Genomic DNA, 13,525 nt, shown 5'->3' with positions numbered 1-13,525 from the left:
CTAAGAATAGTATCCACTCCCGCTGATGACGATGAATATGGATTCCAGAACAAAAACATGCCACTAAGAATGATGCACCCCACAGAAGCAATCAACCCGATGATAGAATATTTCACTTATCAATACCTCCTTGAAGAGGGATATTCTATATAACAGACACTATCCATTTAATCCAATAAGCAGCTGGTACCAGTAATAGCTGGGCAAAGACGGTTCCCAATAATCGGGATATCATTAATAATCCAAAAATCTTATTAAGCGCAGCGACCTCTTTTTCGCCCCGAAGAACTTTGTCCGTAATTAAACCAATTTGCGGATCAATGAGTATGGTTAGTAAAATCGTAGCTATCCCATTGATTAGACCCGAAGCTTGTGTTGCAGCCGTCGAATATTCTATTGTAAATGTAGAAGCAAGTAAAGCGGCTAATACTCCTATTGTATAAATAGCAGTAACCACTAAATTAAGAATTACTATCCTTTTAGGAATGCCTCCGATTCTTAATCGTGACAGCATCGATAGCTTTGGAGGGCGTAAATGGTATTTTGTATTACTTATTTTTTGAATGGAAACGGCTGAACGGATCATTTGTGGAATGGAACCTGCTACTTCTAAATGGGATATTACTCTAGAAGCAAGAAAAACAGCTGACGGAAACAGTAATAAAGCAACAAATGTCCCTGCTGTAGCTGAACCAATTATAATCCGAAAATGAGTAATGAGATCAAAATCCGGATTTATTTTTGCGAAATCAATGATTTTGCCTGTAAGTGGTCCTTGAACCATATTTGCTGTTCTTGATATTAAAAGAATGATTCCAGTCAAAGACAAGGATACTGCTAATTTCCCTAAACGTACTCCTGCTAAGCGAAGCGAATATGTAAGTGTCTCTGAGAGATGAATAATAAAGGTAAATAGCGCAACAATGACTACTTGTTCGAACAAACAAACACACCTCATCCTAATAAAGTAATAACGTTAACTCCTTTACAAATAACAAAAATACGGCCCGAGTTCCGATTCATGTGTCTTTACGTATGTCCATTTAAAATCTTTATCAACGATGTAGATATCAGAATCCATTTCAAAATAATCCAAATCTAAATCAGCCCCATTGATAACGAACAACGCATGATCCAAATCCTGATAGAAGATATAACATTGTTGTTTTTTCACATGATTAAAAGCCTCTATGGCCTGTTCTTTTATCAAACACGGTCTTCTTTTATAACTAAATAGATGCCATAAAAAATGGTCAAAATAGATCGATTGTTGTTCTTCATAGCTTAAGCCTTTTGCAAAATTGTTTGCCCACTTACTTCTTAACTCTGGTCCTTGATTATTCAGCTGGGAAACGATAATATTCCTGTCTTGAAGCACAGCCAGCAGATTCAGATTATACATTCCCTCGTCTCGTTCACCAAATAGAAATTGCTTGACTTCATCCTTCATCTTATTACTTGAATGGTCTAGCATTTGTTTAAGCGTATTTGCATATTTGATAACAAAATCTTGATCCATCACACATTGATCGTCAAAGAACCCTTTGGGGTATCGATCAAGCTCTCTTTCCAGTACTGGGCAAAAAAATTCAAACATGTACTCAAAAGTATCGTTTGCGATAATTTCATCAATTACTGCTTCAATACGCCCTCTACTTATGTTATCCACTAAGATTAGCGGATTAGATGCCCACATATACGGTTTATTTCCTAAACTTAGATAATTCTGGCGAATAGATTCAACACATTTAAAAGTATAGAAATGAGACATCCAACTTGTACGATCAGGAAAAGTCACAACCACACTTACTTGACCTTCCTCTTCATTGTCAGCCCAACCTTCAGAGTCAATTGCTACATGCCTCTTTTTAGGAAACATTCACTAACCTCCTAAACAACCTAGTCGCTTGATTTCCTCAATTCTCCTTCCATTATACTCCAAAAATGATAAACGGCGTATTGTTTCCATATTTATCCCATACTCAACTCAATAAAAAACGACTGCCGAAGCAACCGTTTTTATAAATATTTCATTTTATTATCACGCATACTGATTAATCAAAATAATCTATCTGGAAGCGGGAATGATTGCCATGTGACAATGAAAGTGGAGTGATCTTGACCAAACCTCTATTTGTCGATAGGATATTGCATTGAAAGTACATATTCTTCTGGCGGTTTGGAGATGAGTTATATTAGTTTCACATTGTGAATCTAATGAGAGTCATTATGCTAGTAGAGGCGGATTAGTTTCAGAATATGCAGTTAATTCACCGGAAGGTGGGCACGGATTGAGCCAGCCCCGCATTTAAGTTCACCCTCTGAAACTAAATCGCAGTTCTCCCTCTTGCAGCCGCATTTAAGTGCAAATTTTGAAACTATGCGGGATTAGCTAATAAGGCAGTGGACACTGAAGCGATTATTAGTGAATCCGTTAAGCTACCGTTTTAAGTGTTAGGATAATCAACAAGCGTGACAGGTTTTAGTTTCTTAAAACACAAAATAATGACGGGCGGAATATCATACCAATCAAACTTGTTATTAACTTTCTCTCTTTCGAAGCTTGGTTCTTCCATTCCATCCAACACAAACCCAGAAGTTAAAAATAGTTGTACGTATTAAGGTAAGGGTCTATAGAATATGTAATGCGGGACAGGTTGTCCTTGTATTCCTATGCTTTCGAAGGGTTCCGGCATTAAATACTTCATTTCTGGAAAATCTCTATCATCGCCACATTTCCCAGCATCGTCCGGCAATATCCGTCTGAAATACCTGAATATTGCCAAGGTCAGAAACGGTGACATAGCAGTGTTTTCCTTCTGGACCGCCGAAAGCAAGGTTCGTGCAATCCTTCCCTTCGAGCGGGATTTCTGCCAGTACTTCACCTGCGGGTGAAATTTTGGCGACCACCCCCTTGCCAATGCGGGTTACATACAAATTCCCTGCTGTATCACAGCGCATTCCATCCAGAGAAAAATCAGGAAACTCGATAAGCAGCCTTTTGCCGCTAATATCGTTGTTTTCATCTAATGAAAAAGCCCATATTCTACGCTGTACAGATTCATTCACATACAGCACTTGCTCATCAGGACTAACCTCAATCCCATTAGTCGTACCCATATCGTCAGCCAGTAAAACCGTAGTCCCATCGGTGTTAATCCGCCATAGATTCCCACTGCTGTTCGTCCAATCTGGATCACTGGCAAATATAACATCTTCACTCGTGATACAAATATCATTAGGCTGATGCATACGTGGTTCATGAGCATGGATTACTATCTCTCGTGTATACATGTCAACCTTGATAATATTATGATTAACATAATCGGCAATGAACATCTCGCCGGCTCGATTGAACCGAATGCCATTACCTACGCTCCCATTTGGCAGCTCAACAAAGATACTTCCTTTTCCCTGCGGTGTAATTTTGCCGATTGTACCCTGCTTTTCATAATTAACAGCATAAATATTGCCTTCACGATCACAAGCAGGCCCCTCAATTCCCACAGTAAACGTCTTTGGATCAGTAAATCGTTGCACAATAAAATGATTCAACTAAACGCCTCCGCCGCGATTCGCCATTCTTCATACTGCGCCGCCTTTATCCATCGTCTGTACGACGTTTACTAACCAATCCGCAACACATTTCGAAATCGCATCTAAAAAAACGCGTCCCGCTTCAGCTGTTGCTTTATGCGGGGCATCGGTATAACCATCGAATCCCGTCAACTCACCATGTTTCCCGATAAAGGTTCCAAGTGTTCCCGAATTAAGCCATTCTCTCATCGTATGAGTTGTACCTAAGCGGTCGGTTCGCACAAGCTGCGGATTAAGCGCCATAACGGCAGCTGTTTCGAAGCCACCCGCATGTCCAGGCACCATTCCAAGCTCTGCAGCATTCAACTCAGTCATGGCTGATCTTGCAACGCTCCAGTAAGCTGTACACGCCACCCATACCGGATGTTTTACTACTAGATCGTTAACCGTCTGGATCATGATCGGCTCGTTGCCCCCGTGCGCGTTTATGAATATGATTTTTTTGAAGCCGTCGGTAATTAGGCTTTCTCCGATATCCCTCAGCATCTGCATATAGGTCATGGATGTGTATGATATCGTCCCACCATATGACAAGTGATGCTGGGAGCAGCCTATCGTGATGACAGGAGCCATTAACACATCAACGGCCTCAACAGCAGCGCGTACTGCACCAGAAACAATATGCTCGCATATTAAGCTGTCGGTAAATACAGGCAAATGCGGTCCATGCTGCTCAGTCGCCGCGAGCGGCACAACAATGGCGCAGCCATTAAGTGCCTTCTCCGAAATTTCTTCTCTTGTCAGATAATGCATATAAATTTCTTTCATAGCTATATACCTCCATTCACTGAATAAACCGATCCGCTAACCTATTCTGTATTGCAAATTAAATCTCCATGACTCTTCGAATGAATTAAGTCATTTCTTCATACTGGCAATTGATTAATTTCAACTAGATGACTGCATGAATCCTCCGAGCAGCAATAGAAAAAACACGCTCACGCCCAAGCTATCCAATATAATAAGTCCCGTCAAACTATTATGTAGATGCAATTCTCTCATAAGTATATATGGAGTAATCAATGCATTAATGCCAGGCATCCGCCGACTTCTAGATCATTCAACCCTACAACTACCGTGCGAATTTAATTAGTCATACAATGAAGCCCCCTTAGTCATTTAATCGAACTTAGCTTTCATGTTAAGGGAAAAAAGAGCCAAAATCTTTGCATGATCGGACTGATTTTTTGTTAATTTCGAAAAAGATTCATATATGAGTATAATAATCTCTATTAGTCGAAAATTCATTTAGAATATCAATGGTTTTCGATGACGATACAACTAAGTAATAGCAAATAGCACAACACAATGTTAATGGAATTCTAAAATAAAAAAAGAAGCTTTGCGGGATATTATATCCCTTACAAAGCTTCTTCTCATTAATGCGATTACTTAATTACTCGTCTTGCTACAACAAATCTGTCTTTGTAATAGCTATTCTTATAAATGTTTGAAATAATAACATCTTTTTTAGGGGTAATGTTGTGAATCATTTTTCCATCGCCAATGTAGATTCCAACATGACCTACATCCTTCTTATTTTTGCTGTCTAGCCAAAAGAAAACCAGGTCGCCTTTTTCTAAGTTGCCCCATGATACCTTCTGGCCAACTTTAGCTTGATCGTCATCATCTTTGTTAACAAGCTTTACTCCTACATTTGCAAGTCTGTACGTAAGATACGTGAAGCCGGAACAGTCTGTTTTATATGGTGCTCGTACTTCTTGTCTGTCTCTCCAGTTAACATAATCAACCTTATTTGTCAGAGATATTGCAGTTTTGACTACCTTATCTCTTTTTGCTTCTACTGATGCTGAGGCAGCATCGACACTCGCTAATAAAGAAGTTGCTGGTATGCTGACGGCTAACATTAAGATTGCGACTTTTGTTTTAAATCCTTGTTTCATAATATATTATCTCTCCTCTTTGTTAGTCTCATGTGTATTATAAATATCTTTCTAATGGGTAAGAAACCTACAAAAATTGGAATGAAAACGTCATCGTTTTGTAAAAAGGTGATGCAAAGCTTGCTGTAATGCGGTTTTTATTCTGTTTTGGTGGATCAAGCCATAATGAATGAATAATTTCTTTCTTGTTGTCTATTTATCGATGTGTTAAAATGCAATTTTTTTCGTTTTCTTTGATTTATAACGTAATGGCGGCAACCTAAACGCGAAAAATCTACTCTTCAATTGCCGTATTTGACTGTATTTCATACAATTAGCTCCACATCAAAGACCATTTATTTGTCCCAGACTGTATTTCGTACAAGCTAATCGTCTGTTTCGCAAGCAATAAGCTTCTAACTACCTATTTGAATGTATCTTTTCCATTCAAATACGCAGGAACATGCAATATCCATTGTTTGACTGTACAATATCCACTCTAATACGCTGATAGGCTACCTTTCCCTCCTCCCATTTCATTAAAGAGAATACTGGTTACCGGTTACCCGCCCGCTCGTCCCTGCCCGTAGCGCATAGTACTTTAAGTAATCAAGCATTAATGTTGGCGATAAGCAAGTAATCGCATAATCTAAGAAAACAAAAAAATAGGCAATGAACGAAAACCGTCCATTCCCCATTTTCCAGGAACCTTTATTCTTTAACAGAACCTAACGTAATGCCATGAACGAAATATCGTTGCAAGAACGGATAGATGATTAGCATCGGCACCATCAGCACCACAGCTTTGGCTGCATTTAATGTATTGTCTGATAGCTCCGCCAGCTCCTCTAATTGATCTGAACTAATATTATCCGAATTAATCTGAATGACCATCTGCTGCACATACGATTGCAATGGATAATTTTCTGGATTATTCAACAAAATAAGTCCACGCTCATTTTGCTGTTGCTGCCGGTCTCCGAACGGCCTTTGACCAAGTGAAGCTCAGTCGCTGCGCTTACTAGGTCAACCGCCCACGATGAAACGTCTTTTATGTCGGTAAATTTGGAAGTCGTATAGACACCGGGTTCTTTTACGATGGAGCATCCACTGCAAACCCAGCCTGCGGCAGCAAAGCAATAAACATCAGGAAAGTTAGTGCTTGGATGATAAGCTCCCTCGAATCGAACAAGCTCGTGTTGACCAGATGAATCGTTACGGAATCCGAAGTCAGCTTCTCGACCAATGCAGAATACTTTGCGGTAGACCTGGCCTCTTCTTCGCGGCATCAAAATATCGAACGCGACCATGTTGCAGACTGCCATGCGAGATATGCATCGAACCGCCAAGCGTTAATTGCACGAGACCTTCGAAATTGATTGGACACATCTCCTGCCAAATGTGAATAGCCGAGAACATCCCCTCGTTGAAATGTTCTGTCCAACTATGAGGGTCCCCCTCAGGCGCGCGCAATTTGGCTAGTTGATTTCCAATCATAGCGTAATTGGCATTTAAGATCCGTTCTGATAATGTTGTCTCACAACTCTCATGCTAACATTTCTCAGCTCAACGGCAATTTCTAATTTATCGAATCAGTTATTTCCCGAAATGCAAGTTTCAAGGCGTCGGTATATAGAAACAACAGGAGCGTTGCTCAAGGCTGCCGATCTCGTTTTTTCACATATTAGTGCTTTGCACCACAACCAGTTCCGGATATCGTTTCGATAAAAGCGAACGAAGTTATCTACTGTTCTTTAATTCCTTGATATAATCAGCCATCACAATCACTTGGCTTTCCAGACGAGATTTTTCGGCAGCGAACGCAATGAGATGGCTTTTCACAGAAACATCTGCATTTGTAAGTCCTTCTTCTTTGCCATCACTCCGAACAAGGCGAACAAAATCTCTCATTATACTTGTATCGCCGCCTCCATGCCCTGCTAGGTCTGTGTCCAGATGGATTGATTCTGTCTGTCTCGTAATAAAGCTCGTTACTTCAATAATATTTTTCTCCATATCAGCTCTTATTTGACCTAGCGTGCCCATCAACTTCACTGATCTTCCGCCTTCATAAGTAAAGGCACTCATCGTGAACGAAACGGTCACTTCATTGGCGAATTCCATATTCACGACCTGATGATCGACCACATTGTTGTCGCAATGGTACACGCATCTACCATAAGGTCCTTTCTTCAGTTCTTGAAGCACACCCTCGTCACTTGTGTCATTGCTGACGACAGAGCGAAGCACTTCTCCCACCCAGTCATCTCGTTCTATATACATTTTAGGTGCATAATAGGGACAAGTGTCCTGTACAGGACATCCGTCCAAACAGTACATAGGAGCACCCTCTGGCGCACTTTCTTTGCGGAAATGAGTTAAGGAACCAAAGGATGAAACTTTAGTACAGTCTGCGTCAACAAGCCACTGTAAAATGTCCATGTCATGGCAGCTTTTTGCCAGAATCATGGGGCTCGAAATTTCCGAGTCTCTCCAGTTTCCTCTTACAAAACTATGTGCTTGGTGACGATGTTCTACGTTTTCAGTATGTTGAATCGAAACGAGTTTACCAATTCTACCATCCATGATGATCTGTTTGATCGTTGCAAAAAAGTCTGTATATCGAAGTACATGACAAATCGAAAATACGCGATTATATTTCTCAGCATATTCCCCCATGATGATACATTCTAATGGATCGGGTGACATCGGTTTTTCCAAGAGAACATGGTACCCTTTCTCCAATGCTTTCAGCGTAGGCTCGAAGTGCATCTTATCCTGTGTACAAATGAGAATGGCGTCGGCTAGCTTCGGACCTGCCAGCAGCTCCTCCCAGCTTGAATAACAGTTCTCATTCCGAACATTATGAGATTGTTGGAATCGTTCCCTTCGCTCAGGATCGCTATCCGCAACGGCAACGAATTGAATGTCTTCTGGATACTGTAAAGCATAGGGTGCGTAAGCACCCATCCCTCTTTGCCCTGCTCCGATTAATGCTGCAGTAATTTTCTTCATATCTTGCTCCTCTCTTAAGACCCTAATGATGTTATGTATCCTATTTTTTGCGGTCTGATCTCCCAATACTTACAAAAAAATAAGGGGAAGGCGCTCAGCCTTCCCCACAATTCGTTGTCAGCCTATACCGGCCTCGACATTTTTCATTGCAGCCATCGCTTCACTTAACGCACTCACTGTTTCTTTAACTTGTAATTGCGTAACACCAGGATCAGCTTCTATAACTCTTGCTGCTGCAAGCGCTTCTTGTAGTGCTGCCCAAGTTTCTACCGTGTAGTCTTCTTCGTTTGAATACAATAATTTTGATTTTGCAATGTTGTCTCTTAACGCTGTTTTATTAACCTTATCCGGGTCTTCACCGGCTACTTTTACCGAAATAATTGCCGATGAAGCATAATCAGCAATAATTCCTTTTACCTTAAATGAACCTGATACTGCATATTGATCGGATGGAATCTCATCCCATGAAACAGCTGCATCCTTATACTCATTTTGGATCGTTAGCACCTTAACGGTTTCAGGTAAAGTTGGCTTCACATCAATATACGTATTTACAGAGAAAATAGGCATGATTGCTTTAATTGCTCCTACTACTGACAAGCAGTCTTCAAGGTATATATTTCCATTCCTATCTACATTCAAAGAGAGAGATTTGGTTACAGAATTACTGTCCAAAAATACCGATACTGCAATACTTGATTCACCTTCTGATAAGGCAACTAGCTGGTTTTGCGAATGAGCTGCTACTACACCAGGATTTGAGCTTTCCACTTTGATAACTGCGTTAGTCAAATCAAGCTTATTGCCCTTATCAGATCGTGCTATAATATCTAATTTAATAGTCGTTTCATTCACTGCTTCTACATCTAGTTCTATGTCCGCAAGCGGAGCTTGCTTGTTTCCGACAAACACTTCTTCAGGTAAACTTTGAGTTAGTACTCTTAGAGCGGCTGTTCCATCACCTTCATGAGTATAGGTTAGTTTTTGTGTACCTTGTTTAAGAGTGACTTCGCCTACTGCTTCTACAGTACGTAATAACTTCCATCTACCATCAAATATTTTCGCCTTGTCTCCACCCTCATAAATCAGATAATTACCATCCGTTAACGTTAGGCTGAAGGAAATTTCATCTCCATGGTCACTAGTGAAGGTTGGGTTTGTAACATCACCATTTTGGGCGCGTAACTCGATTCTTATTGACTGATCGTGGTATTTGTTCGTATACGAAATGATGTTTTGTGTATGTGCTGAATAGGACACTGGATTAGCAGCGTAATCAATCGAATATAGATTCCATCGTTCACCATCCCGAATCGTCTCTAAATGCCAATCTCTTTTTTGCTCGCGTAAACGAATTTGCTGATCTTTTGTAAAGGCCCCGTCTCTTCTAGCGATATCCCATTGCTTAATGGCATGCATAACCTCATCATTATTGCCGTTATTTCTTAAGGCATCGAGTGAAGTTACAAGTGCATAACCCGCATCGAATCCAGCTGACTTGGCAAGCATCCATTCCACATCTATCGTTGAAGCACCACCATGATATTGGAACCAGCCTAGCATTCTAGGGAAAAAATTACGCTCATAGTAATATTGATTCATATAACGATATTCAATCATACCTTCGCGCATAGCAGCGCCCCAAGGCTCTCCCCAGTTCATTCTGCTGCTTACACTCCAAATATTTGGATATAAATTACTTGAATCATTGATATAATCTTCTTTATTGACTAAGTTTCGATAGACATCGTTGACCAACTTACTCCCTTGATACAAACTATATCCCGCTGCATTCGCATCTTCTAGTCCGTCAAATGAGATTTGTCTCAAACCGGTGTTATTGAATGCTTCTGCTAAACGCAAGGAAGTCTCGGCTATAACATCATGTCCTCCGACCGTACCTCCATAAGAATTTTGCCAGATTCTTTTAATGGTTGCACCAGCATGATGTGCCACTTGAAGGGTATCCCATTGGTTTCTTCCGGCCAATGTTAATTTCCATTCTGTTGCGCTCATTTGTGTTATGGAGGAGTAGGACATTAATTCATTGTCTATTTGAATATAACTTCCGTTTCCACCTCTAAATATCGAATCATCATCCACAAAAACTTCCATGCCTGTATCTGAAAGCTCTTGCGTGATCTTTGCAGAACCGCCGCTAGCTAAACCTGGATGTGGAATAGGCGTATTATAAGGATCCCCACCTGCAATAAACGGGCCCATCGTATGTACGCCGACTTTAATCCCATTCGCTGCGGCTTTGTCTACGGCCTTTTTCATTCCGGCATCACTATTTTCGAAAGAAGAATTGAATCGATAATGACCATCGCTTTCAAAGACGCCATCTCTGTATACGTATTTTATTCCGGCTTTGCTAGCAAAGCCCGCGAATTCATCCATTGAATCAATAGAAAGGTCTCCTGAAATAAAATAGGGCATGGTTACTTCTGGATTCGTCTTTTGCCATTCGCCGTTCAACATAGGATGCGGCTGGTCCTCGCCTATTTCTATATCGGAAATGGTACTTAAAACAGCGTTCTTCATAGCCGCTTTAGCATCTTCCAATTCGCAAGTATCCACACAACAACCATATAATGCAATTTTCGAACCTTCTAATATTCCATCAAAGCCTGCTATTGGAGGTACTTGTTGCTTATCTATAAATACATCGTCTTGATGTCTTCTGACAGGTCTGATTCTTACTTTCGTAGAGTCCAAAGTATATACCTGCAGAACGCTTCCCCAATCTGTTTTGGATGCCGAACTCCAATCATATGAAAATCTTGTTGGTCCTGGTCCCTCGGGATAACCGAATTGTTGATATTCATGGGGAAATCCACCCTGTGACTTGTCGTTCAATCCTTTAATCCCTATCGCAAAACGATCATCATACACGACACCAACGGCTTCGCCGACCGTTTGGGAAATACTCGTGGTAATAGGACCCCATATGAGCATTTCTATATCGTTCCCGGATTTCTCAACACGTGTAACTTCAAAAGTTGCGTAAGTATCCTTCGATACGACCTTAATCGATACTTCGATACCTTTGTCAAAATGAAAAGTGTATGTCTCATCGTCAACCGACATCGACACGGGCAACAGCTCTTGTTTATCCATGACAAGCTTTATTAAATATGCCAAATACTGCTGCTTGATATGATTTGTACCGTCTACAAGATTAATTAGACCGACAATTCGTCCTCTTTCATCGAGTTCAACGGTCAGATTTCCTGCTGCAATTTGGTAAAGAGTCTGTGTTTCTTTCGTATCCATCTATTGCACCTCAATTTCACATAATAGTATCAAGCTTCGTTACAGTCGCGCCTTACAAGTGTTAAGCCATGCTCCCTCTTATCACAGCACCTCAGGAGTAACACTTCGCCCTAAATCCGAGCTTTGCGAAGCTGCTTCCAAAATACTGATGATCCGCAGTGCTTGTTCGGGTTTTACGATCAATTCCTCACCCAAGTGCATATGGTCGGCGATATTCCAATAATATTGTTTCCAGTCCGTTTCAAATATCCGGTCAATCTTGCTGTGCTGACGAATGCCGTTCACTATCGTTGTCAAATAGATTTCGTCCTGCGAGTTCATTTCAATACTGCCTCGGGTGCCGAGAATTTGCCACTTTGGCCGCTTGATCGCTGCTATGGAAGAGAACATAATATCAACCGTAACCCCATTTTTGAAATGGATGTTCACTTTGCCATGGTCTTCGTTCGTTACCGCATGCCATACTCTTTTCTGGAAATTGCCCATCAGTTGCGTCATCTCGGAAGGAATCAAATTGAGAATCCAGTCGATGATATGCGCACCCCAATCGTACATAATTCCGCCACTGACCACTTTATCGGAGCGCCAGTTAAAGCCCGGCTGCCCATAGGCAACTGCCGAATAATCGATGTGGAAAATATCGCCGATTAAATTTCTATTCAACAGCTCGCGGATTAGCATATAGTCATCATCCCATCGTCTGCAATGAAAGACGGACAACATTACCTCTTTCTCCCGAGCCTTCTGAATCAATGCTTTCCCTTCCTCCACCGTCAAGCAAAACGGCTTTTCCAACACGACATTTTTACCAGCCTCAAGGCATTTCATCGCAAGCGGTGCATGCAGATGGTGCGGCAAAATGTTCACGACAAGATCTACTACATCCATAGCCAGCATGTCGTCCAAATTGGTGAAATACCCCTTCAAACCAGGAAATTGCTGCTTGGCTGCTTCCACCCTTTCCGGTGAAGCATCGCAAACTGCAACCACTTCCATGCCATCGGTTTGAGCGATCCAACTCGCATGTCCCGCGCCCATATTAAAAGACGGACCGAACCCTAGCAAACCGCAGCGGATTTTCTCAGTAGTCTTCTCTTCACCCGCACTCCAACGGATAGCGCGCATAAGCATCTTCTGAAATTCGGGATGGTTCCATGCTTTTAAGTCGTGGCCATTCGCCAAATAAGCGACCCTACCTTGACCGTATGGTTTCGTATAGGCAAGCGGCATCTTCTTGCCCTGCCAGTTTGTTTCTGCAAGTACCGTCACTTTGGAAGCATCATAGCTTTGCAAATGGTACATTTCATCATCAATTACAAACGATTTCATCCTTGTCGTAATGAGATGATCGGTATTCACGATGTCCACCTTAAAGCTGTGATGCTCCGGATGTGTCAAAAATTCGCCGCCAAGCATCTCGATATACTGGCGATTGTTACGGAAGCTGTCTGCCGCGGAATGAACACCTACAAATCCGCCGCCACCCGAAATGAATTCAAGCAACCCGCGTTCACGTTCCGGCGTGAGCTCGTCTGCAAATCCGGTTGTGTACAACACGACCGCTGCATATTTCCCTTCATGCAGACGGGTCAGCGTATCAAAATCTTCAGTAGTCTCCAAACTATATCCTTCTCTTGAATCGATCAACTTCCCCAAAACTTCTCCAGCCGCTTTCGTCGGATGAAAATCAGGACCACCGTATATATACAATATGTTTTTCATGCAAATAACCTCCCATGTTTATATACTATATA

The 13,525-nt window shown here is 41.4% G+C and carries 11 protein-coding genes; all 11 read right to left on the bottom strand.

The genetic code is table 11. From position 1 onward, the window contains the following. Positions 1-145: 145 nt before the first annotated feature. Positions 146-943 (bottom strand): lipid II flippase Amj family protein, encoded by a 798-nt coding sequence (locus AC0YN7_RS02375; RefSeq protein WP_475808335.1) that lies wholly within the window; start codon positions 941-943, stop codon positions 146-148. A gap of 42 nt (positions 944-985) precedes the next feature. Then, positions 986-1,879, bottom strand: coding sequence for a DUF4275 family protein (locus tag AC0YN7_RS02370; RefSeq protein ID WP_475808334.1), 894 nt, complete (start codon positions 1,877-1,879; stop codon positions 986-988). An 845-nt stretch (positions 1,880-2,724) separates the two neighbouring features. Next, positions 2,725-3,555, bottom strand: coding sequence for an SMP-30/gluconolactonase/LRE family protein (locus AC0YN7_RS02365; RefSeq protein WP_475808333.1), 831 nt, complete (start codon positions 3,553-3,555; stop codon positions 2,725-2,727). A 30-nt stretch (positions 3,556-3,585) separates the two neighbouring features. Beyond that, positions 3,586-4,365 carry a creatininase family protein gene (locus tag AC0YN7_RS02360; protein WP_475808332.1) on the bottom strand — a complete coding sequence of 260 codons (780 nt, stop codon included), beginning with the start codon at positions 4,363-4,365 and terminating at the stop codon, positions 3,586-3,588. A gap of 620 nt (positions 4,366-4,985) precedes the next feature. Next, on the bottom strand, positions 4,986-5,501 hold the full coding sequence (locus tag AC0YN7_RS02355; protein WP_475808331.1) for a C40 family peptidase: 516 nt from the start codon (positions 5,499-5,501) through the stop codon (positions 4,986-4,988). Positions 5,502-6,191: 690 nt separating this feature from the next. Continuing rightward, a complete protein-coding gene (locus tag AC0YN7_RS02350) occupies positions 6,192-6,422 on the bottom strand; it encodes a hypothetical protein (protein ID WP_475808330.1) in 231 nt (76 codons plus the stop codon). Next, complete coding sequence (locus tag AC0YN7_RS02345) at positions 6,416-6,790, bottom strand: hypothetical protein (RefSeq protein WP_475808329.1); 375 nt, start codon at positions 6,788-6,790, stop codon at positions 6,416-6,418. Before AC0YN7_RS02345 ends, AC0YN7_RS02350 begins: the two co-directional genes overlap by 7 nt. Continuing rightward, entirely contained in the window at positions 6,769-6,924 is a 156-nt protein-coding gene (locus tag AC0YN7_RS02340) for a hypothetical protein (protein WP_475808328.1), read from the bottom strand. The genes AC0YN7_RS02345 and AC0YN7_RS02340 overlap by 22 nt, the downstream gene beginning before the upstream one ends. Before the next feature lie 296 nt (positions 6,925-7,220). Then, entirely contained in the window at positions 7,221-8,495 is a 1,275-nt protein-coding gene (locus tag AC0YN7_RS02335) for a Gfo/Idh/MocA family protein (RefSeq protein WP_475808327.1), read from the bottom strand. Positions 8,496-8,612: 117 nt separating this feature from the next. Further along, complete coding sequence (locus AC0YN7_RS02330) at positions 8,613-11,771, bottom strand: Ig-like domain-containing protein (protein ID WP_475808326.1); 3,159 nt, start codon at positions 11,769-11,771, stop codon at positions 8,613-8,615. Positions 11,772-11,852: 81 nt separating this feature from the next. Continuing rightward, positions 11,853-13,493 carry a ThuA domain-containing protein gene (locus AC0YN7_RS02325; protein ID WP_475808325.1) on the bottom strand — a complete coding sequence of 547 codons (1,641 nt, stop codon included), beginning with the start codon at positions 13,491-13,493 and terminating at the stop codon, positions 11,853-11,855. Positions 13,494-13,525: the final 32 nt, after the last annotated feature.

It is taken from the genome of Paenibacillus sp. J31R122, from assembly GCF_056269185.1.
The sequence above is the reverse complement of the archived record's forward strand: the minus strand, read 5'-3'. Positions and strand labels throughout refer to the sequence as shown.